The organism is Bradyrhizobium sp., assembly GCF_035309285.1.
Lineage (GTDB): Bacteria > Pseudomonadota > Alphaproteobacteria > Rhizobiales > Xanthobacteraceae > Bradyrhizobium.
Window position 1 is genome coordinate 1 of record NZ_DATGFH010000079.1, and the last position, 18,415, is coordinate 18,415.

At 63.1% G+C, this 18,415-nt stretch carries 19 protein-coding genes; 12 read left to right on the top strand and 7 right to left on the bottom strand.

The features are described 5' to 3' along the window. Nucleotides 1–214 precede the first annotated feature (214 nt). The 3 genes from VKR55_RS15750 (at nt 215) to VKR55_RS15760 (ending at nt 2,232) form a co-directional block, all read left to right on the top strand. Nucleotides 215–562, top strand: a complete 348-nt coding sequence (locus tag VKR55_RS15750; RefSeq protein WP_324404830.1) for a hypothetical protein — start codon at nt 215–217, stop codon at nt 560–562. 130 nt (nt 563–692) lie between these two features. Beyond that, the gene (locus VKR55_RS15755) at nt 693–1,151 is read left to right on the top strand and encodes an OsmC family protein (protein WP_324404831.1); all 459 of its coding nucleotides are present in this window, start codon (nt 693–695) and stop codon (nt 1,149–1,151) included. A gap of 124 nt (nt 1,152–1,275) precedes the next feature. Further along, nucleotides 1,276–2,232, top strand: coding sequence for a dihydrodipicolinate synthase family protein (locus VKR55_RS15760; RefSeq protein WP_324404832.1), 957 nt, complete (start codon nt 1,276–1,278; stop codon nt 2,230–2,232). Nucleotides 2,233–2,502: 270 nt separating this feature from the next. On the opposite strand, the gene VKR55_RS15765 is transcribed toward VKR55_RS15760, so the two are convergent. Together VKR55_RS15765 and fumC are read right to left on the bottom strand one after the other, a co-directional pair. Continuing rightward, nucleotides 2,503–3,375, bottom strand: a complete 873-nt coding sequence (locus tag VKR55_RS15765; protein WP_324404833.1) for a bifunctional helix-turn-helix transcriptional regulator/GNAT family N-acetyltransferase — start codon at nt 3,373–3,375, stop codon at nt 2,503–2,505. A gap of 160 nt (nt 3,376–3,535) precedes the next feature. Then, nucleotides 3,536–4,927, bottom strand: a complete 1,392-nt coding sequence (gene fumC / locus VKR55_RS15770) for a class II fumarate hydratase (protein ID WP_324404834.1) — start codon at nt 4,925–4,927, stop codon at nt 3,536–3,538. Between the two features lie 124 nt (nt 4,928–5,051). Here fumC and VKR55_RS15775 point away from each other — a divergent pair, with 124 nt between their 5' ends. Then, on the top strand, nt 5,052–5,498 hold the full coding sequence (locus VKR55_RS15775; protein WP_324404835.1) for a DUF2214 family protein: 447 nt from the start codon (nt 5,052–5,054) through the stop codon (nt 5,496–5,498). Between the two features lie 90 nt (nt 5,499–5,588). On the opposite strand, the gene VKR55_RS15780 is transcribed toward VKR55_RS15775, so the two are convergent. Beyond that, nucleotides 5,589–5,936, bottom strand: coding sequence for a cupin domain-containing protein (locus VKR55_RS15780; protein WP_324404836.1), 348 nt, complete (start codon nt 5,934–5,936; stop codon nt 5,589–5,591). 88 nt (nt 5,937–6,024) lie between these two features. Here VKR55_RS15780 and VKR55_RS15785 point away from each other — a divergent pair, with 88 nt between their 5' ends. After that, entirely contained in the window at nt 6,025–6,987 is a 963-nt protein-coding gene (locus VKR55_RS15785; protein WP_324404837.1) for an aldolase/citrate lyase family protein, read from the top strand. 63 nt (nt 6,988–7,050) lie between these two features. Here the strand turns inward: VKR55_RS15785 and VKR55_RS15790 are convergent, their stop codons facing one another. Beyond that, nucleotides 7,051–7,512, bottom strand: coding sequence for a VOC family protein (locus VKR55_RS15790; RefSeq protein ID WP_324404838.1), 462 nt, complete (start codon nt 7,510–7,512; stop codon nt 7,051–7,053). A gap of 161 nt (nt 7,513–7,673) precedes the next feature. Here VKR55_RS15790 and VKR55_RS15795 point away from each other — a divergent pair, with 161 nt between their 5' ends. Both VKR55_RS15795 and VKR55_RS15800 read left to right on the top strand, forming a co-directional pair. Beyond that, entirely contained in the window at nt 7,674–7,988 is a 315-nt protein-coding gene (locus tag VKR55_RS15795; protein ID WP_324404839.1) for a hypothetical protein, read from the top strand. 163 nt (nt 7,989–8,151) lie between these two features. Then, the gene (locus tag VKR55_RS15800) at nt 8,152–8,394 is read left to right on the top strand and encodes a GCG_CRPN prefix-to-repeats domain-containing protein (protein WP_324404840.1); all 243 of its coding nucleotides are present in this window, start codon (nt 8,152–8,154) and stop codon (nt 8,392–8,394) included. Nucleotides 8,395–8,617: 223 nt separating this feature from the next. On the opposite strand, the gene VKR55_RS15805 is transcribed toward VKR55_RS15800, so the two are convergent. Further along, nucleotides 8,618–9,316: an ArsR/SmtB family transcription factor gene (locus VKR55_RS15805; RefSeq protein ID WP_324404841.1), complete on the bottom strand. Its 699-nt coding sequence runs from the start codon at nt 9,314–9,316 to the stop codon at nt 8,618–8,620. A 160-nt stretch (nt 9,317–9,476) separates the two neighbouring features. Here VKR55_RS15805 and VKR55_RS15810 point away from each other — a divergent pair, with 160 nt between their 5' ends. After that, on the top strand, nt 9,477–9,782 hold the full coding sequence (locus VKR55_RS15810; protein ID WP_324404842.1) for an NIPSNAP family protein: 306 nt from the start codon (nt 9,477–9,479) through the stop codon (nt 9,780–9,782). Nucleotides 9,783–9,879: 97 nt separating this feature from the next. Beyond that, nucleotides 9,880–10,695: an isocitrate lyase/PEP mutase family protein gene (locus tag VKR55_RS15815; protein WP_324404843.1), complete on the top strand. Its 816-nt coding sequence runs from the start codon at nt 9,880–9,882 to the stop codon at nt 10,693–10,695. A 67-nt stretch (nt 10,696–10,762) separates the two neighbouring features. Here the strand turns inward: VKR55_RS15815 and VKR55_RS15820 are convergent, their stop codons facing one another. After that, nucleotides 10,763–11,155: a hypothetical protein gene (locus VKR55_RS15820; RefSeq protein WP_324404844.1), complete on the bottom strand. Its 393-nt coding sequence runs from the start codon at nt 11,153–11,155 to the stop codon at nt 10,763–10,765. A 146-nt stretch (nt 11,156–11,301) separates the two neighbouring features. Next, on the bottom strand, nt 11,302–12,525 hold the full coding sequence (locus VKR55_RS15825; RefSeq protein WP_324404845.1) for a cytochrome c: 1,224 nt from the start codon (nt 12,523–12,525) through the stop codon (nt 11,302–11,304). Nucleotides 12,526–12,806: 281 nt separating this feature from the next. Here VKR55_RS15825 and VKR55_RS15830 point away from each other — a divergent pair, with 281 nt between their 5' ends. From VKR55_RS15830 to VKR55_RS15840, 3 genes are all read left to right on the top strand, one after another. Then, entirely contained in the window at nt 12,807–16,298 is a 3,492-nt protein-coding gene (locus tag VKR55_RS15830; protein ID WP_324404846.1) for an indolepyruvate ferredoxin oxidoreductase family protein, read from the top strand. Between the two features lie 795 nt (nt 16,299–17,093). After that, complete coding sequence (locus VKR55_RS15835) at nt 17,094–18,251, top strand: thiolase domain-containing protein (protein ID WP_324404847.1); 1,158 nt, start codon at nt 17,094–17,096, stop codon at nt 18,249–18,251. Further along, the coding region (locus tag VKR55_RS15840) for a Zn-ribbon domain-containing OB-fold protein (protein WP_324404848.1) at nt 18,251–18,415 on the top strand (165 nt) is incomplete at its 3' end. The genes VKR55_RS15835 and VKR55_RS15840, both read left to right, overlap by 1 nt.

Consider the following 18,415-nt stretch of genomic DNA (forward strand, 5'->3'; position numbering starts at 1 on the left):
GCCTCAAACCGCCTTTCGCTATCCCCACCTTCCCTGAGATCCATCCGGCCCTCCGCCTGCCAAATTATGAATCTCTTCAATTACTTGATTCCTTGGCACCCGTGGACGCGACCGAATGACTCAGTAGGATTAGGCGCGGCCGCAATCCGCCGAACGTCGTTGAAATGTTGGGGGACTACGCTACGCTAATGCGCCCTACAGAGCCTTGAATCCAATGATCGAAGACGATCCGATCGACGAGATTTCAGAAATCGAAGCGCGGATCGAGGAGCTTGCCGAGATCGCCGAACGCTGCCGAAAGGTCGTTCTAGCTTCCAAGATTGCGATTGGCGGTGGTGTCGCATTGCTGTTCATCGCACTGCTCGGCCTGTTAGGGCCCAGTCCGGTCGCCGCGCTCGGATCGATTGCCCTGATGCTCGGCGGAATCGTATCGCTCGGATCGAATGTCAGCACGTTGCGAGTGACGGATGCCGCCATCAGAGCTGCCGAGGCGCGCCGTGCGGACCTGATCGGCGGGATCGACCTTCGCGTGGTGCGCGATGCGCCGGTGAAGCTGATGTGACAGCTGCCGAAGGTGGAAGCCATAACTCGCCGAGGATCGTTGAAATGTCGGCGGATTACACTACGTTGATCCGATGCCCGAGGCGCAAGCGCGAGAGCGCCCTTTGGCAAGAGCGGCCTCGGAGGTTCGCATGGACACCAAGAGAGCCTACAAGTCCTTTCGCTACAAGGCCAAGATCGATTGGGCGTCTGCGAGGCGGGGTACACTTTCAGCCGAGGGAAAATCGCACATCGTCGTTGGCAGCCCGCCGGAATTCAAAGGTCAGCCGGACGTCTGGGCACCCGAAGAACTCCTCGTGGGCTCGCTCAATACCTGCCTGATGTTGACGTTCCTTACGCTCGCCCAGGCGAAAAGCCTTGTTCCGGTGGCCTATGAAAGCGAGGCCGAAGGTCTGCTCGAAAACGTCGAAGGCAAGTACCGCATCACGGAAGTCGCCGTTCGACCCCGCGTAACCCTCGATAACACGGCCGAGATCGAGCGCGCCCGCGAGATCATGGAGGGCGTGGAGGCCCAGTGCTTCATATCGAATTCGATAAAATCGAAGGTCACGCTGACTGCTGAATTTGTCGTAGCTGCCCGCCCGAAGTGAGAACGTCCGTGGGGGTTGGTGCATCGTAACCCGCCTCCTGGTGCCGTTGAAATGTTGGCGGATTGCGCTACGCTGATCCGCCGTACGGAGTTGCGAACGAGAACAACACAGGGGAGTCGAAACCATGCCCCGCCATCCTGATTTCGTGCCTCAAGGCGTGATCCCCGCGGTGCTGCTGCCGTTCCACGCGGATTTCTCGATCGACGCGGTAAGCTTCCGCGCGCACTTGCGCGATGTCGCATCGGTGCAGGGGCTGTCGGCGATCACGGTCAATGCTCACTCCACCGAGGTCGCCTCCTGCACGCTCGATGAGCAGCGTCGCGTGATGGAGATCGCGGGCGACGAAGTCGGCGACAGATTGCCGATCATTCACGGCATCTGGGCGGACGGCAGCCTTGAGGCGGCGCGGATCGCGCGGCAGGCTGAGGCCGGAGGCGCTTCGGCGCTATTGGTGTTCCCGCCCGGTCCCTTCACGCTGGGACAATCGGCCGAGATGGCGCTGGCGCATTTCAAGACGATTGCGGACGCGACCGATCTGCCGCTGATCGTGTTTCAATATCCGCTGGCGACGGGGCAGGGCTATCCGGCGGCAACGCTGGAGCGGCTGTTCGACGAAGTGCCGACCATCCGCGCCATCAAGGACTGGACGCCACTGGTCCCGCAGCATGAGAGCCAGATTCGCGCGCTACAGGGGCGCAAGCGTCCGATCAACGTGCTCTCCACCAACAGCGCATGGCTTCTGAGCTCGCTGGTGCTCGGCTGCAATGGTCTCTTATCCGGCAGCGGCAGCGTCATCGCCGACCTGCAGGCAAAACTCTATCGCGCCGTGAAAGCCAACGATCTCGCGGAAGCCCGGCGCTTGAATGACCGGATTTATCCGCTCGCGCGCGTCTTCTACGCCGATCCCTTTGTCGACATGCACAACCGCATGAAGGAAGCCCTCGTGTTGCTCGGCAAGCTGCCGCGCGCGGTGGTGCGTCCGCCGCTGGTCAAGATCACGGAGACGGAGATCGCGCGAATCCGCGACGCGCTGACCGAGGCAGGGCTGCTCGGTGCCCGCGCGGCGCGCGACGCTGCATAACTAAAGCGCGATGAAGTTGGTTGAGTTGATGCCGCTGGTTCACCTCTCCCCTTGTGGGAGAGGTCGGATCGCATCGCAAGATGCGATCCGGGTGAGGGGTCTCTCTCCGCACATTAAATTGCCTATCGTGCCCGCGGATGCAACCCCTCATCCGGCGCGGACTAAAGTCCGCGCCACCTTCTCCCACAAGGGGAGAAGGAAGAACTCGCGGCGAGCCGCTTTAACCAAGGTGCATCACGCGGTAGCAATGCTGGATTGCGGTCAAGTGCCTCAGAGCTGCTTCTCGAAGAACAGGTCCGGATAGGGATCATTATTGAAGCGATCGATCTCTCTCCAGCCGGTGCTGCGATAGAGCTGGCCAGCTTCGCCCAAAGCGCTGTTGGTATCCAGGCGAAGGATCCTGATCGATAGAGCCCGCGCGGCGTCCTCGGCCCTCTCCATGAGCCGTCGTCCAACGCCGACACCGCGCGCCGAAGGCGCGACCCATAACCGCTTGATTTCTGCAAGCTCGTTGCCGCTTCCCTTCAGTCCGACGCAGCCCAGAGGCTGGCCGTCCGACATTGCAACGAAGAACGCCCCGCGTGGCGACATCATATCGGTGGCGTCGGGATCGCGCGACAGCGAGACCTCGAAGCCGCCTTTGAAGCGGCGCGCCAGCTCGCCATAGTATTCGCCGAGACAGTAGCGCGCCTCGTCTGCCCTCGGGTCCACTTCCTCGATGCTGATCCGGCTGCGTCCGAAAGCGGCCGCGATCATGTCCATCGCGGCCAGCAGCGCCTCCGGCTTGCTGTGCCGGGCGAGGAGGGCCTCGGCTTGCGCATTGGACATCGTCTCGTAGGCATTGAATTCGTGCCGGCCGGCCCGCGTGAGCTTTGCGATGCGGCGGCGCGCATCATCCCGATCCGGCATGGTGGTGATGAGGCCCTCATCCTCCAGGCTGCGCAGCAGGCGGCTCATCAGCCCCGAGTCGAGGCCGAGATAGTCGCGCAGGTCGGCGACATCGACCCGCCCGTGACCGATCGCATTGAGCACGCGAGCAGCCCCAAGCGGCCGCCCGCGTCCGAGAAATGAGGTGTCGAGCGCGCCGACCTCCGAAGTGACGGCGCGGTTGAACCGGCGAACGCGCGAGACGGGGTCAAGCATGATATCTGACTTTAGTCAGGTAATGGCGATTGTCAATCTCTGCGCCGTAGGGTGGGCAAAGGCGCGAACGCGCCGTGCCCACCATTTCTTGATCAAAGAGTTCCAAAAGAAGTGGTGGGCACGCTTCGCTTTGCCCACCCTACGCCGCTACGAAGCTGACCTACATCGGCCTCACCATCTTCCTGGGATCAACGAATTTGTCGAAATCCGCCTCGCTGACAAACCCAAGCTGCATTGAGGCCTCCTTCAGGGTCATATCGTTCTCCATGGCGTAGTGTGCGATCCTGGAAGCCTTGTCATAGCCGATCACGGGCGAGAGCGCGGTGACCAGCATCAGCGAGCGCTCCACATATTCGCTGATCTTCTTGAGGTTGGGCCTCGTGCCCTCGATCAGGAATTTCCGGAAATTCGTGCAGCCGTCGCTCATGATGGTGATCGAGTGGCTGATGTTGTAGATCATCAGCGGCTTGTAGACGTTCATCTCGAGATAGCCGCCGGCGCCGCCAAAGCCGACCGCGACGTCGTTGGCCATCACCTGCACCGCGATCATCGTCAGCGCCTCGCACTGGGTCGGATTGACCTTGCCCGGCATGATCGACGAACCCGGCTCGTTCTCCGGCAGATGCAGCTCGGCAAAGCCTGCGCGCGGGCCGCAGCCCATCAGACGGATGTCGTTGGCGATCTTGTAGAGCGACACGGCCAGCGTGCGCATCGTGCCGGACAATTGCACCAGCGCATCGTGTGCTCCCTGCACGGTGAACTTGTTGGGAGCGGTGGCGAAGGGCAGCCCCGTCAGCTCGGCGATCCTGGCGGCGGCGGCTTCGGCAAAGCCGGCGGGCGCATTGATGCCGGTGCCGACCGCGGTGCCGCCGAGCGCAAGCTGATAGACGCTCCTGAGCGCGTCTTCGAGCCGCTCCAGATCGTCCGACAACATGCCGGCATATCCGGACCATTCCTGGCCCAGCGTCAGCGGCGTCGCGTCCTGCATGTGGGTGCGCCCGATCTTGACGATGTCGCTCCATTCCGCTGCCTTCGCGTCGATCGCATCGCGCAGCGCGGTGACCGCCGGGATCAGCCGCGTCTTCACGTTCACGGCAGCGGCGATACACATGGCCGACGGAAAATTGTCGTTCGACGATTGCGCCATGTTGGCATGATCGTTGGGATGGACCGGGTTATGACTGCCGAGCGGCGTGCCGGCGAGCTGGCAGCCGCGGTTGGAGATCACCTCATTGACGTTCATGTTGAACTGCGTGCCGCTGCCCGTCATCCAGACGTGAAGCGGGAACATGTCGTGATGCTGGCCGGCGAGGATCTCGTCACAGGCCTGCACGATCAATTTATAGCGCTGCTCATCGAGCCGCTTGCCCTGGTGATTGACGATCGCGCAAGCCTTCTTCAGGATCGCATAGGCCGTGATCATCTCGCGCGGCATCAGATCCTTGCCGATGCTGAAATATTCGAGCGAGCGCTGCGTCTGCGCGCCCCAGAGCCTGTCGGAGGGGACTTCAATGGCGCCGAGGCCGTCGGTTTCTTTTCGCGTGTCGGGCATTGGTCCCTCCAGTAGCTTCAATGGCCAAGGCAAAACGGCGTGAGACGCGCGTTCTTCTTGTTGTCGCCAACAATCTATACCATCGTGCGAAGCCTCAATCGATCAACGAAATGGACCATGCGCCATGTCCACGCTGTTTGCCTTTCTCCATCATCTCTGTGCCTTCACGCTGGTCTCTGCCGTTGCGATCGAGTTCACGCTGATGCGGCAGGAGCTGACCGTCTCTTCAGCGCGCAGGCTGCAGGTCACCGATCTCGTGCTCGGCATCGCTGCCGGCCTGTTGCTGGTGATCGGGCTCCTGCGCGTGTTCTTCTTCGAGAAGGGCCCCGAATATTATTGGCACAGCCACGCGTTCCTGACGAAATTCTCGCTGTTCATCATCGTCGGGCTGCTCTCGATCATTCCGACCAGGGAATTCCTGTCGTGGCGTGATGCGATCAAGGCCGGGCAGGTGCCGGTCGTCGAAGCAGCCAGGCGCAAACGCGTCAGCATGATCCTTCACATCGAGCTTGCGGCGATCGCGGTCATCCTGCTCTGCGCCGCCATCATGGCGCGGGGAGGGTGGGTATAGGGCTGTAGAAGATGGCGGATTAGCGTTAGCGTAATCCGCCATCTTCGATGCCACACCTATCGGCGGGTTACGGCTTGCGCCTAACCCGCCTTACGAAATAAGCGGCACGAAATCGTATTCGCCCACGCCTTGCAGCACAAGGAAGGTGAGCGACGTCTTGCCGCCGTTGGTCACCAGGTGCGGCCGCTTGGGCCTGACGGCGTAGACCTCGCCGGGCTTGAGCTTCACTTCCTCCTTGGGATCCTGGAGGAAAAGCCGCATCTCACCTTCCAGCACGTAAAACGTGTCAGAGACGTTGGTGTGCGTATGCCACGGCACCTTCTGCGTTGGTGAGAGCTGTAGCTCGGTGATGCGAAAGCCGGGACGCGCGGCGTGCTGGGCGCGGCGCTCGACTTTGTAGAGGTGACTGGCGTCCTTGACTGGCTGCGCTTGGCTCATGACGGCCTCCCTTTTGATGATCTGCCTTGTCGCGCGTTGCAATGCTACCCTCTTCGCAGCCTCGACGAAACCGCCGGAGTGGACTTTGATGGGGAAGCGGATCAATCGTTGCATCGAATTGTTGGAGCAGGACCAGGCGATCTACTATGACGGTCCGCATAGCGGCCATGTTCTGACCCATGCGCAAGGTCGCACCGATGCTGCGACGTGGGCCGACTACATGAATGTCGGCATGGAGCATGGCGCTTTCGACATGGTGGGCCTCGCCGACTACATGCGCGGCATGGTCGACGCCGGACCGACGCGGTCGGGACACCGCACGCCGGCGGTGATCGTCGAGGCGCCGGTGAATGGGATCGACGCCGCGCATGTGCGTTATAACGCCTGGCAATTCCGCCAGATCCTTGGCCGCGGCGTGCATGGCATCCTCTTGTGTCAGGCGGAGACTGCGGATGCGGTGCGCGCTTTTGTGGAATCCTGCCGCTATCCGCACAACACGATCGGCGTCGATCCCGCAATCCCGTCGCCAATGGCACGCATGGAGGGAGCGACGCGTGCGGCGGATGGCGGGATCGACGCGGCCGGCCGCAAGCTCCTCGGGATCGGGACGCGGGGGCGTGGATCGGAAGCAACCGCCGCGCCGATCTGGGGCCTGTCGACCGAGGACTATATGGAGCGCTGCGATCCCTGGCCGCTCAATCCGAAGGGCGAATTGCTGCTCGGGGTGAAGCTCGAAAGCCCAGAAGGCGTCGCCAATTGCGAAGAGATCATCGCGGTGCCGGGCCTTGGATTTGCCGAGATCGGTCCGGGCGACCTCAGCCTCTCGCTCGGCTACCGCACGATTCCGCGTGAGCCGTTCCCGCCGGAAATGCAGAGGGCGCGCGATCGTATCCTCGCGGCCTGCCGAAAGCACGGCGTCGCTTTCCTGCAATCCTGCACTCCGGACAACATCACCGCACGGATTGATGAAGGCGTGCGCGTGGTCGCGGGCCACAGCGAGGCAGCCGCCATCAAGGGCCGTGCGCATCAGAAGCGGACGATGCCGGTATGATCTCTCGCCGCGGTGGTTGATGAACCCCTCTCCCCGCAAGAGCGGGGAGAGGGAAAGGACAGGCTACGCCGCCCTGTTTTGCTGCTTCATGAATTCCGTCGCGCGCCTCTTGAGTTCGTCTTGCGAGACGTCCTCGATGTGGGTGCCGATGTGCCAGCGGTTGCCGGCCGGATCCTTCACGCCGCCGCTGCGGTCGCCATAGAACATGTCCGCGGGCTCCATCTCGGAGGTGGCTCCGGCCTTGATCGCTTTCTGGTAAACCGCATCCACATTGGGCACGTAGACATACAGCGAGGCGGACGTCGGCGCTGCGCGCTCGGAGGCGTCGGCGATCATCACGACGGAATCGCCGATCTTGAATTCGCCATGCATGATCTTGCCGTCGGGCCGCATCATCGGCTCGAATACGGCCTGAGCTCCGAATGCGTCCTTCATGAAGCGGACGATCTTCTCCGCGCCATCAACGACCAGATAGGGGGTGACGCTATGGTACCCTTCGGGGATCGGCTTTGCTTTTGCTGCCATTGCTGTCTCCTTTGGATGTAAGGATGAACCAGCCCCGCCATGCCGTATTCTTGGTCCCGTTGTTTGTAGAAAGTGTGACACGGCTGGCGGCGGTCGCGTTCACGGACGCGCGATGATAGGTTCCGCACCCTCAGAACAGTAAGCAACCTGGGGAGGAACCCATGCCCGCCGCCTATTTCGTCGTACGCGCCACCGTGACTGATCCCGCCAAACGCAAGGCGTTCGACAAGTGGTACCAGACCGAACATCTGCCTGACGCCGCAAAATCCTTCGGTGTGAAGCGGGCATGGCGGTTCTGGAGCCTGAGCGATCCCTCGCTGCATCAGGCGACTTATGAATTCGCCGACGAAGCCTCGCTCGACCGCGCCATGAAGGGCGATGACATGAAGCGCCTTGTCGCCGACTTCAATCGCGACTGGCCTGACGTCACGCGCACGCGCGAGATCTTTGTGCTGGCCGAGGAGCTTGCCGCGTAGCTCGATCCTGCGCACGGCGAATCCGTCCGCCGACATTAAATCTCGGCAATCTGCGCCAGTTCACCTGCCATTCAGGCGGCGGCATTGAAACTGCCGCTCGCGATCTGGCGTTACGGGGACGAACTGTCCTGTCGCGCAAAACCGTAGATGAAAGGATCAGCCTATGAAATTTCTTGCTGCTTCTGCCGTTGCCTTCGGTCTTGGGCTTTTTGCCATGACGGGTTCGCAGGCCATGCCGCTTGCGCCGCTCGGTGCGACCGCGGCCAGCGATGGTATTATCCAGGTCTATGGCGGCTGCGGTTGGGGCGGCCACCGCGGTCCCTATGGCGGCTGCCGTCCGCTCTATAACTGCCCGCCCGGCTGGCACCCCGGCCCGTATGGACGCAAATGCTTCCGCAACTGGTAAGCTTTTCTTTTGAGGAGGGCCGCCAAAAACGGCCCTCGTTCATTTCCCCGAGGAAACCGAGCCTCAAGTTCGTCAAATTTCCGGCGTGCTTCGAGGAAAGCGAAGTGATCGGGCTTCGGAATGACTTCCGGACGCGCGTTCGGTATCAGCTCGGCCAGCGACTTGGCGAGCTCGGCGTTGTGGCCCATCTTCGGGCGCAACGCCTCCTGCGCGTGCGGCCGGCCTAATCGTCGCCGCTCGGAAACAGGGCGGCAAAGCGCTTCTCGCCGGTGCGGGTGAAATTCACCACGCGGCTGCCGGGCGTCGGATCGCGCGCGGCCCATTTGAGTTCGGCAAAGCGCGACATCATCGCTGCTCCCAGCGTGCCGGCGAGGTGGTGCCGCCGCTCACTCCAGTCGAGACAGGCCTTGCACACCGGGCGACGCGGATGCCTCAGCATGTCCGGCGCGATCTGCAAATTCCGCTCCAGGAATCTCGCGCCCTCCGGCGTGAGCTCGATGTCCTGCTTCCTCTGCCGCACCAGCTTCTGCGTCCTCATGCTGTCCAGCATCTGCACGCCGAGATCGCCGGCGAGATGATCGTAGCAGATGCGGGCGCGGCGCAGCGCCGGGTCCTTCGGTCCCGTGCGCACGCGCATGTGGCCGACGCGCGCAGCGAGCCCCTCCAGCATTTCCAGCACGCCCGCGACGTCCTCGCCGGTGAGGCGGTAGTAGCGGTGGCGGCCCTGCTTCTCCGGCTCGACCAGCCCGCCAGCTTCGAGCTTGGAGAGATGGGAGCTTGCGGTCTGCGGCGTGATGCCGGCTTCCTGCGCGAGCTCGCTTGCGGTCAGCGCGCGGCCGGTCATCAGCGCGGTCAGCATGTTGGCGCGGGCGGGGTCGCCGACCAGGGAAGCCACCATGGCAATGTCGGGTCCTGCTTTCATGCTTCGATGATAGCCGAAGCATCGCCGTAGTTCAAGGATTAGTATTCCTCTACGTCATTCCGGGGCGCCTCGAAGAGGCGAACCCGGAATCTCGAGCTTCCGGGTTCGATGTTTCGCATCGCCCCGGAATGACGTCGCTTGCATTAAAAAGGGGTTCCAAATGATCACCGTGTTCATCCGCTATCAGCTCGATCCGTTCAAGCGCGCGCAGTTCGAGGAATATTCGAAGAACTGGCTCAAGATCATTCCAAGATGCGGCGGCGACCTGATCGGCTACTGGATGCCGCATGAAGGCACCAACAACATCGCCTTCGCGCTGATCTCGTTCGAGAATCTGGCGGCCTATGAGGCCTATCGCGCGCGGCTGCGCGGTGACGCGGAGGGCATGGCGAATTTCCATTTCGCCGAGGAGAACAAGTTCATCCTCGCGGAGGAACGGACGTTCCTGCGCAAGGTTGTGGTGTAAACACAATTCCTGGCAACAGGTGGCAGCACTGGCGGCGTGCACACCGCCCCGCTATCTAAGCGTCGCACATCGCAAGACAGGAAAAAGGGGAGAGATCATGCCGGTCACGTCAGCGGACAAGCGCGCTACCTTCAAAAAGATGCACGAACGCGGCTGCTTCGTGCTGCCCAACCCTTATGATGTCGGCACCGCGAAAGCGCTGCAGCATCTCGGCTTCAAGGCGGTGGCTTCGACCAGCGCCGGTTTCGCCTGGACCATCGGCAAGGCGGACAACCATGTCACGGTCGACGATGTCTGCGATCATCTCACCGCGATCTGCGCTGCCGTCGATATTCCCGTCAACGCCGATTTCGAAGGCGGCTTTGCGGTCAAGCCGGAAGACGTCGCGGTGAACGTGGCGCGCGGCGTGAAGACCGGCGTTGCGGGGCTCTCGATCGAGGATTCCACCGGCGACAAGGACCGTCCGCTGTTCGATGCCGCACTCGCGGTCGAACGCATCAAGGCCGCGCGCGGCGCGATCGACGCCAATCACTCCGGCGTGCTGCTTACCGGCCGCTGCGAGGGCTTTCTCTGGGGCGTCACCGATCTGAAGCTCGTGACCGAGCGGCTGCAGGCCTATGCGGCCGCCGGCGCCGATTGCCTCTATGCGCCGGGCATCAAGACGAAAGAAGAGATCGCGGCGGTGGTGAAAGCCGTGCATCCGAAGCCCGTCAATCTCCTGATCGGCGCATCCGGACTGTCGGTGAAACAGGCTGAGGAGCTTGGCGTGCGCCGCATCAGCGTCGGCGGCTCGCTTGCGCGCAACGCCTGGGCCGGCTTCATGAAGGCGGCCAGGGAAATGGCGGAGCAGGGCAGCTTCACCGATCTCGCGCACGGCTATCCCGGTGGCGAGCTCAACAAGATGTTCCGGTAAGCTGCATCCACGCACAACGATGCGGCAGGCGCTTATGCCTGCCGCATCTGATCTCAATTCAATGCGGTTACTTGTTGTTCGGCTCGGCCGGCTTGTTGTTCGGCGCGGCTGGCGCGCTGCCCGTGGTCACACCGGGTGCGTTGTTCGCTTTGGGCGTCACGTCGCGCATGCCCGGAGGCGCGGCCGGCGGTGCGGTGTTCTGCGTCTGTGCGGTCCGCGCGGGCGGCGGGGTCTGCGCTTCCTTCACGCTGGTGTTGTTGAGCCCGTAGAACAGCGCGCCGAGCAACACCGCAATGCCGACAGCGAACAGCGCGATCTTGCTTGACGAAGTCGTGCCGTCCTGCAGCGCCGGATCCACCTGCGAACTGTCGTCGAAGCGGTTCTGGCGGCCGAAATTGTCGTCGCTCAGGCCGGAACGATACGGGTCATAGGGATCGGGGGGTATGCGTTCATTAGCCATGGCTCGGTTCCTCCTTTAGTCGTAAGACAACCGATGCCGCGCGTCTCAGTTCCGCGAAAACTCACCCCGCTCACCGGGGAACCTGTGTAAGTTCCAGCGGCGAATAGCGAATAGAATTCGATCCACTCGCTATTCGCCACTCCCCACTATTCGCCATTCGCCGTCTGCTTCCGCGCCTTCGCGACTTCTTCCGCCGTCACCAGCGGCGCAGCGTTGCCGAACGAATTGCGGATGTAGTTGGTGACGTCGGCGATTTGCTGGTCCGAGAGCTGCTTGGCGTAATCCGGCATCGAGCCGGTATTGGGTGCGCGCGGCGTGGTCACGGTGTGCGCGCCGTCAAGGATGACGCGCAGCGTCGAGGAGGGGTCGGCCGACTGCAACAGCGCATTGCCGTTGAGCGGCGGATAGACGCGCGGCGAGCTCGATCCATCCGCTTCGTGGCAGGCGATGCAGTTGTGGGCGTAGATCTCTTCCCCCGTCTTGAGCTCGGCTTCGGTCGGCGCCGGCCCTTCCACTTCTGGCGGTCCCGCGGACAGGCTCTTCAGGTAAACCGCGATCGCCTTCACATCGGCGTCGCTCATCTTCGAGGTTGAGTTGACGACGACCTCGGCCATCAGCCCGCCGGCATGGCTTTTGGCGTTGCGGCCGCTCTGCAGATATTCCACGAGGTCATCGACGCTCCAGGATTTCAGGCCGCTGCGCGCGGCGCCATCGAGCCGCGGCGCGAAGTAGCCGTCGACCCGGCCGCCGGACAGATGCTGACCGCGCTTGTCGGCGCCGAGGATGTTTTTCGGCGTGTGGCAGACGCCGCAATGGCCGACGCCTTCGACGAGATAGCGGCCCCTGTTCCAGTCCGTGCCCTTCGCCTGGTCGGGCTCAAGGATTCCCGGCCTGAAGAACAGGAAATCCCAGGCGCGCATCAGGACGCGGTGATTCAGCGGAAACGACAGCGCCGGCGGCGGCGCCTGGTTTGCGACCGGGGCGAGCGTGTCGAGAAAGGCGCGGATCGCGAAGATGTCGTCGCGCGTCAGTTTCGCAAAGTTCGGGTAGGGGAAGGCCGGATAGTAGCGCGAGCCGTTGGGCGCGACGCCAAAGCGCAGCGCGCGATAGAAATCCTGCTCGCTCCACGCCCCGATCCCGGTATCGCGGTCCGGGGTGATGTTGGGCGAATAGATCGCGCCGAAGGGCGTATCGATGCGCTTGCCGCCGGCAAAGGGTTTTGCGGGATCGGCGGTGTGGCAGCTCGCGCAATCACCGGCCACCACCAGCGCCTTGCCGCGCGCAATGGCTTCTTCGGACGGGTCGCTCGCCCGCGCGGTCGAAAGCGCGAATGCACTGCACAAAACGAGGCCGCAGAGAATCGCGCGCATGTGGAGATGGTGTCCTTGCCTGTCGTCTCGACCTATAGCGGAAAAGCTTGGGACAAAGGAGGCGTCACGCCGTTTCGCGGGCCGCGCCCCGAACGACATAAACTGAAAAACGCCGCAGCTATTCCGGCCACGAAGTTGCGATTTTCGAGCGAGGCGCATTTCGCGCGATATTTGTGATGCGCCGATCAGAAAAAGCGACATAAAGTGGAGTGGCGGAGCGCGTTTTGCGTCACTAGCTAAGCGAAAAAGTGCCGGGGCAGCCAAGGACTTAAGAGGGCTAAATGGGAATCAACCAGGGTCCGATCAGTCTCGATCAAAAGTATACGCAGTCAACCGGCCACGTGTTCCTGACCGGCATTCAGGCCCTGGTTCGCCTACCCATGGCGCAGATCAGGCGCGACCGCGCCGCAGGCCTCAATACCGCGGGCTTCATTTCCGGCTACCGCGGCTCGCCGCTCGGCGGCTACGACCAGCAGCTTTTCGCCGCCCGCAAGCATCTCGAGCAATACAACATCAAATTCCAGCCCGGCGTGAACGAGGACCTCGCGGCGACCGCGATCTGGGGCTCGCAGCAGCTCAACCTCTCGCCCGGCTCCAACTACGACGGCGTGGTCGGCATCTGGTACGGCAAGGGCCCCGGCGTCGACCGCTGCGGCGACGTATTCCGCCATGGCAACGCCGCGGGCTCCGCCAAGAACGGCGGTGTGCTGTGCCTTGCCGGCGACGACCACGGCGCAAAGTCCTCGACCGTGCCGCATCAGTCGGACCACGCCTTCATCTCGGCGCTGATGCCCTATCTCTATCCTTCGTCGATCCACGAGATGATCGAGATGGGCCTGCTCGGCATTGCGATGTCGCGCTACAGCGGCTGCTGGGTCGGCATGAAGGTGATCACGGAGACGGTTGAGACCACCGCCGAGATCGATCTCACCGACGAGATGACGCCGTTCGTCATCCCGACCGATTTCGAGATGCCGAAGGGCGGCCTCAACCTCCGCTGGCCCGACGACCGGTTCGACCAGGACCGGCGGCTGCAGGATTACAAGGGCTATGCCGCGATCGCCTTTGCCCGCGCCAACAAGGTCAACCGCATCACGATGGATTCGCCGAACGCCCGCTACGGCATCATGGCGTCCGGCAAGAGCTACGAGGATATCCGCCAGGCGCTGCGCGAGCTCGGCATCACGCCGGAGATCGCTGCCCAAATCGGCATCCGGCTCTACAAGATCGGCATGCCCTGGCCGCTCGAGCCGGAAGGCGTGCGCAACTTCGCCGTCGGCCTCGAGGAGATCTTCATCGTCGAGGAGCGCCGCGAGATCGTCGAGAACCAGGTCAAGCAGGAGCTCTTCAACTGGCGTGACGACGTCCGCCCGCGCATTGTCGGCAAGATGGATGACCACGACAAGCGCTTTTTGACCTTTGCCGCCGAGCTTAGCGTGGCATCCCTTGCCAGCTCGCTGACCGAACGCCTGCTTCGACTCGATCTCAATCCCGAAATCAAGAGCATGCTCCGCGCCAGGGCCGACTGGTTCAACGGCCGCGAGGCGACGCAGATGCAGGCGACAGCGCCTGTGACCCGCACGCCCTATTTCTGCTCGGGCTGCCCGCACAACACCTCGACCAAGGTGCCGGAAGGCAGCCGCGCCTTTGCCGGCATCGGCTGCCACTTCATGGCGCTGTGGATGGACCGCTCCACCGAGACCTTTACGCACATGGGCGGCGAGGGCGTGCCTTGGGTCGGCGTCGCACCCTTCACCAAGGAGCAGCACGTTTTCGCCAATCTTGGCGACGGCACCTATTTCCATTCCGGCAGCCTGGCGATCCGGCAGGCGATCGCCTCGGGCGCCAACATCACCTACAAGCTCCTTTACAACGACGCGACCGCCATGACCGGCGGCCAGCATGTCGACGGCGAATTGTCGCCACAGCAGATCACCTTCCAGCTTCACGCCGAAGGCATCCGCAACATTTATCTGGTCTCGGAAAACCCGCATCTCTATCCGCCATCCGACATCGCGCCTGGCGTCATCACCCGCCATCGCGACGAGCTCGACGCCGTGATGAAGGAATGCCGCGAGATCAAGGGCACCTCGGCCATCGTCTTCGTGCAGACCTGCGCCGCCGAAAAGCGCCGCCGCCGGAAGCGTGGGCTGATGGAAGACCCGGCGCGCCGCGTCATGATCAATCCGGCTGTCTGCGAAGGCTGCGGCGACTGCTCTGTGCAGTCGAACTGCATCTCGGTCGAGCCGCTGGAGACCGAGATGGGGCGCAAGCGCACCATCAATCAGTCCGCCTGCAACAAGGACTATTCCTGCCTGAAAGGCTTTTGCCCGTCCTTCGTCACCATCGACGGCGGCAAGCCGCGCCGCCGCGCGCCGGCCGAGCTTGGCGATATCGGCGCGCTGCCGGAGCCGGCCTCGCGTCCGCCGCTGGAGCGGCCCTATAACATCGCGATCGCAGGCGTCGGCGGCACCGGCGTGCTCACCATCGGCGCGCTGCTCGGCATGGCCGCCCATATCGAGGGCAAGGCCAGCATGATCCTCGACATGTCGGGGCTCGCGCAGAAGGGCGGGGCGGTGCTGAGCCACGTCCGCCTGTCCGAGCACACCGCCGATGTCACCTGCTCGCGCATTGTCACCGGCACCGCCGATCTCGTGATGGCGGCGGACGAGGTCGTTGCGGCATCCAAGGACATGACGACACTGTGCGAGTCGAGCCGCACGGTCGGTGTCATCAACAGCCATTTGATTCCGACCGCGGATTTCATCCTGAACCGCGACTTCAATTTCCAGAGCCGCAAGGTGGGCAGCGTGCTCGAAAACTCGCTGCGCAAGGACACCGCCTTTGTCGACTTCACCAGGCCGGCCGAAGTGCTGCTCGGCGATTCCATCGCCACCAACATCATGATGATGGGCTATGCCTATCAGAAGGGCCTGTTGCCGCTGTCGGCGGAAGCGATCGAGAAGGCGATCGAGGTCAACGGCGTCTCGATCAAGATGAATACGCAGGCCTTCCGGCTCGGCCGGCTCGCGGCCGCGGACCCTGCGCGGCTGGAAGCGATGATGGAGGGCCAGGACGAGGCGCATGCGCCGAAGTCGCTGGAGTCCATGTCGCTGGACGAGATCATCGCGCATCGAATGAAACATCTGACCGACTATCAGAGCAAGCGGCTCGCTACGCGTTACCGCAAGCTGGTGGACCAGGTCCGCGACGCTGCACTCCAGGGCGGCTATGCCGAGGCGCTGCCGCGTGCGGTTGCGATCAACTACGCCAAGCTGCTCGCCTACAAGGACGAATACGAAGTGGCGCGGCTGTTCACCGACGGCAAGTTCGAGCAGCAGCTTCGCGACCAGTTCGAGGGCGAATTCAAGTTCAGCTTCAATCTCGCGCCGCCGATCCTCGGCGGGGCCAAGGATGCGCTCGGTCGGCCCAAGAAGCGCGCTTTCGGTCCCTGGATGCTGCCGGTGTTCCGCACCATGGCGAAGTTCCGCTTCCTGCGCGGCACGGCGCTCGACATCTTTGCCCGCAGCCCCGACCGCAAGCTCGAGCGCGAGCTGATCGCCTCTTACGAAAAGGACGTCGCGACCGTGCTCGGCTCGCTGTCGGCGGTCACCTCAGACATCGCACTGGAGCTGTTGTCGCTGCCCGACCGCGTCCGCGGCTACGGCCCGGTGAAGGAGAAGGCCGCCGCGGAAGCCGCCAAGCGCCACGCGCAACTCCTCGCCGATCTCGCCAACCCGCCACCCGCGCCACGGCAGATGGCGGCGGAGTGACGTCGCGACCATTTTGCCCGACGGGCCATTCGCGCATAACCGTCATGTGCAAATTGCCCGTCGTGTTACTTTGTCGCACCGCTTCTGTATTGCAGAAATCGTCAAATCAGAAATACAGTCCGCGCCATCCCGCCTCGACACGAGGGACGTTCGGCCAATCGTCACGACACGTGAGGCGGGGATGCGATGGACGCTATCGCCGCGCAAGGACGAAGCGCGTTCGGTACGTTCGACGAAGCCGTGTGGTCCCGACACCCCGATGCTGGTGTCAAGTTTCGCTGGGCGCGAGTTCAGCGAGGCGACGGTGACTAAAAACGCCCGGTACGCCGAGGAGAGCACGGAATAAGTCGTCAAACATCGCGCGGGGAATGCCGGACGTGTTCGGTTGTACCTGTGATCAACTCGTGTGCGTTCTTGCGCACTTCGCTGCACACGAGACCGCGGGTGCAACGGCGCCCGGCATTCCCTGCGCCCTCCGGATCTCCGAGGGACGATGATGATGGAAAACCCGGACGCATCAGCGGAGCGGGAATGTGTAGTCGTGTCCTCCGCTTTCGTAGGGTGGGCAAAGGCGCGCCAGCGCCGTGCCCACCAGCGGTGCTGATGGGTGAGTAAAGTGGTGGGCTCGCTTCGCTCAGCCCACCCTACGGCGCCCGAGCCTGCGGCAGCACCTCAGCGCAAGTCCCGCATGTCCGCCATCTCACGCTGCGGAATATTTCACCGCTTGCCAAGGCCCGCTCGACAGGCCAAGAAATTAACCGGAAAGTCGAAGAAAAAACGTCAGCGGAGAACCAGTTGACCATCAAGGGCAGGGCCTACATTGCCGGGATTTACGAGCACCCGACCCGGCACGCACCCGATAAATCCACCTCACAATTGCACGCCGAGGTCGCCAAGGGGGCGATCGAGGATGCCGGCCTCTCCAAGGCCGACATCGACGGCTATTTCTGTGCCGGCGACGCGCCCGGCGGCGTGATGAATATGGCCGACTATCTCGGCCTCGACATGAGGAAGCTCCGCCACATCGATTCCACCGATACTGGCGGCTGCTCCTATTTGATCCATCTCGGTCATGCGGCCGAAGCCATCGCTGCCGGCAAATGCTCGATCGCACTGGTGACGCTCGCGGGCAAGCCGCGCACCGGCCCGATGCCGCCCCGCGCGGCCGGCGCCGAGGCCGATTTCGAGACCGCCTACGGCCAGACCACCCACAATGTCTACGGCATGTGTGCCATGCGCCACATGCACGACTACGGCACCACCTCGGAGCAGCTCGCCTGGGTCAAGGTCGCGGCCTCGCACCACGCCCAATACAACCCGCATGCGATGCTCAAGGACGTCGTAACCGTCGAGGACGTCCTGAACTCGCCCTTGATTGCAGATCCCCTGCACCGGATGGATTGCTGCGTCGTCACTGACGGCGGCGGCGCCATGATCGTGACCACGCCGGAGATCGCGAAAAGCCTGAAGAAGCCGCTGGTCAGGCTGATCGGCCATGGCGAAGCCACCAAGGGGCCCCGCGGCGGCAAGGACCTCGACCTCACTTATTCGGCCGGCGTCTGGTCCGGCCCGCGCGCCTTCGAGGAAGCGGGCGTTACGCCAAAGGACATCAAGTACGCCTCGATCTACGACAGCTTCACCATCACCGTGTTGATGCAGCTCGAGGACCTCGGCTTCTGCAAGAAGGGCGAGGGCGGCAAGTTCGTGGCCGACGGCAACCTGATCTCCGGTGTCGGCAAGCTGCCGTTCAACACCGATGGCGGCGGGCTCTGCAGCAACCATCCGGTCAACCGCGGCGGCATGACCAAGATTCTTGAGGCCGTGCGGCAACTGCGCGGCGAAGCGCACCCGAAGGTGCAGGTGCAGAACTGCGATCTTGCGATTGCACATGGCACCGGCGGGCTGTTGGGCAATCGGCACGCCGCCTCAACCTGCATTCTGGAGCGCGTGTGATGGCAGAGACAAAGAAATATCCGGCGCCGGTGTCCAATCCGGAAACCGCGCCGTTCTGGGAAGCGGCCAAGGCCGGCAAGTTCATGATCAAGCGCTGCACCGCCTGCGGCGAGCCGCACTATTTCCCGCGCGCGATCTGCCCGTTCTGCTTCTCCGACAAGACG

Excerpts from the sequence above, each read along its gene's own strand:
- VKR55_RS15750 (WP_324404830.1), top strand. The coding sequence starts at position 215 with ATGATCGAAGACGATCCGATCGACGAGATTTCAGAAATCGAAGCGCGG.
- VKR55_RS15825 (WP_324404845.1), bottom strand. The coding sequence starts at position 12,525 with ATGCGCGCGATTCTCTGCGGCCTCGTTTTGTGCAGTGCATTCGCGCTT.
- VKR55_RS15810 (WP_324404842.1), top strand. The coding sequence starts at position 9,477 with ATGATCACCGTGTTCATCCGCTATCAGCTCGATCCGTTCAAGCGCGCG.
- VKR55_RS15795 (WP_324404839.1), top strand. The coding sequence starts at position 7,674 with ATGCCCGCCGCCTATTTCGTCGTACGCGCCACCGTGACTGATCCCGCC.
- VKR55_RS15820 (WP_324404844.1), bottom strand. The coding sequence starts at position 11,155 with ATGGCTAATGAACGCATACCCCCCGATCCCTATGACCCGTATCGTTCC.
- VKR55_RS15760 (WP_324404832.1), top strand. The coding sequence starts at position 1,276 with ATGCCCCGCCATCCTGATTTCGTGCCTCAAGGCGTGATCCCCGCGGTG.
- VKR55_RS15785 (WP_324404837.1), top strand. The coding sequence starts at position 6,025 with ATGGGGAAGCGGATCAATCGTTGCATCGAATTGTTGGAGCAGGACCAG.
- VKR55_RS15780 (WP_324404836.1), bottom strand. The coding sequence starts at position 5,936 with ATGAGCCAAGCGCAGCCAGTCAAGGACGCCAGTCACCTCTACAAAGTC.
- VKR55_RS15765 (WP_324404833.1), bottom strand. The coding sequence starts at position 3,375 with ATGCTTGACCCCGTCTCGCGCGTTCGCCGGTTCAACCGCGCCGTCACT.
- fumC (WP_324404834.1), bottom strand. The coding sequence starts at position 4,927 with ATGCCCGACACGCGAAAAGAAACCGACGGCCTCGGCGCCATTGAAGTC.
- VKR55_RS15830 (WP_324404846.1), top strand. The coding sequence starts at position 12,807 with ATGGGAATCAACCAGGGTCCGATCAGTCTCGATCAAAAGTATACGCAG.
- VKR55_RS15775 (WP_324404835.1), top strand. The coding sequence starts at position 5,052 with ATGTCCACGCTGTTTGCCTTTCTCCATCATCTCTGTGCCTTCACGCTG.
- VKR55_RS15805 (WP_324404841.1), bottom strand. The coding sequence starts at position 9,316 with ATGAAAGCAGGACCCGACATTGCCATGGTGGCTTCCCTGGTCGGCGAC.
- VKR55_RS15790 (WP_324404838.1), bottom strand. The coding sequence starts at position 7,512 with ATGGCAGCAAAAGCAAAGCCGATCCCCGAAGGGTACCATAGCGTCACC.
- VKR55_RS15755 (WP_324404831.1), top strand. The coding sequence starts at position 693 with ATGGACACCAAGAGAGCCTACAAGTCCTTTCGCTACAAGGCCAAGATC.
- VKR55_RS15800 (WP_324404840.1), top strand. The coding sequence starts at position 8,152 with ATGAAATTTCTTGCTGCTTCTGCCGTTGCCTTCGGTCTTGGGCTTTTT.
- VKR55_RS15815 (WP_324404843.1), top strand. The coding sequence starts at position 9,880 with ATGCCGGTCACGTCAGCGGACAAGCGCGCTACCTTCAAAAAGATGCAC.